The sequence below is a fragment of the Blautia sp. 1033sp1_1033st1_G9_1033SCRN_220408 genome (assembly GCF_040929965.1).
Taxonomy (GTDB): Bacteria; Bacillota; Clostridia; order Lachnospirales; family Lachnospiraceae; genus Blautia_A; species Blautia_A ammoniilytica.
In genome coordinates this window covers 1-1491 of the sequence record NZ_JBFKZO010000054.1, presented here as the reverse complement: position 1 = coordinate 1491, position 1491 = coordinate 1, and the positions used below count along the sequence as shown (strand labels likewise).

At 41.9% G+C, this 1491-nt stretch carries 1 protein-coding gene; it reads left to right on the top strand.

Annotated elements, in window-relative coordinates; translation table 11 throughout:
• Positions 1-121 precede the first annotated feature (121 nt).
• A complete protein-coding gene (locus tag AB5916_RS17415; RefSeq protein WP_173018192.1) occupies positions 122-1321 on the top strand; it encodes an IS256 family transposase in 1200 nt (399 codons plus the stop codon).
• Positions 1322-1491 lie beyond the last annotated feature (170 nt).

Here is a 1491-nt window from a genome sequence, read left to right as displayed (position 1 = left end):
GGGAGTATCCCAAAGTTTGTGTAAACCTTCAAACTGATGTAAGATAGAATTACTCAGTTTGGAGGTTTATTTTATGGCAAGAAAAAAGGATTCACCACAAAAAGCAGCGCTTAGAGAACTCATGGGAAACTACCTGAAGGAAAACAATGTAAAAGTAAAAGATGGAACAGATGTTAATTCCATTATGCGGGATATGATGTCTATCATTTTGGAAGGTGCCCTTGATCAGGAACTGGATGAAGAACTGGGATATTCCAAGTATGATTATCGAAATAAAGAAACCGATAATTCCAGGAATGGACATTCCCAGAAAACGTTACATACCAGTTACGGAGATATGGAGATTGATATTCCAAGGGATCGAAAAGGTGACTTCGAACCACAGGTTGTAAAGAAGTATCAGAATTCGATTACGCAGGACATGGAAGAAAAGATCATTTCCATGTACGCAAAAGGAATGACTACTGCCGATATAGAAAGCCACATGCGTGAATTATACGATCTTGAGATCTCCGACAGTACTGTAAGCAGGATCACTGATAAGATCCTGCCAATAGTAAAAGAATGGCAGGAAAGGCCATTAGAAAGTGTGTATGCTGTTGTATTTATGGATGCGATCCATTTCCATGCCCGTAATGAGGGGCGGATTGTAAAACGTGCTGTTTACATTGCGATTGGGATCGATATGGAAGGACGTAAGGATGTCCTCGGAATGTATGTTGGTCAAAATGAAAGTGCCAAGTTCTGGCTCTCCATCCTGAATGGCCTGAAAAACCGGGGTGTAGAAGATATATTGATTGCGTGTGTGGATGGACTGACCGGTTTTCCACAGGCAATTGAAGCAGTATTTCCCCAGACCGAGATCCAGCAGTGCATAATCCATCAGATCAGGAATACCACGAAATTTGTTTCTTACAAAGAGATCAAACCACTTATGGCAGATCTGAAGCGTGTATATGCAGCTCCTACAGAAGAAGTTGCATTGGCAGAACTGGACAGCTTTGACGAAAAATGGAGCGGGAAATACCCTAAGATTGCAAAGTCATGGAAAGATAACTGGGCAAATCTTTCAACGTATTTTAAGTATCCGGAAGCTGTCAGACGTCTGATCTATACCACGAACACGATTGAAGGATTTAACCGCCAGCTCCGGAAAGTCACCAAATCCAAGACGGTATTTCCATCCGATGACAGTCTCCTGAAAATGCTGTATCTGGCCATGATAGATATCACCAAGAAATGGACGGGACACCGTCAGGATTGGGGACAGATCCATTCTCAGCTGGAAATTTTCTTCGAAGAAAGATTGGAAAGGTTATAAGCAGAATGCATGCTAGGCAGGGCTGGCACAGCCAGTCCTGCTTGACATGCCCTAAAACTGCATTATAATACAAACAAGGACAGAACCCTGAAAAACAGGTTCTGTCCTCGATAACTAATGACATATCTTATATCAGTTTTTTCTGTTTACACAAAACTTGAAACGCTCTC

Excerpts from the sequence above, each read along its gene's own strand:
- AB5916_RS17415 (WP_173018192.1), top strand. The coding sequence starts at position 122 with ATGGGAAACTACCTGAAGGAAAACAATGTAAAAGTAAAAGATGGAACA.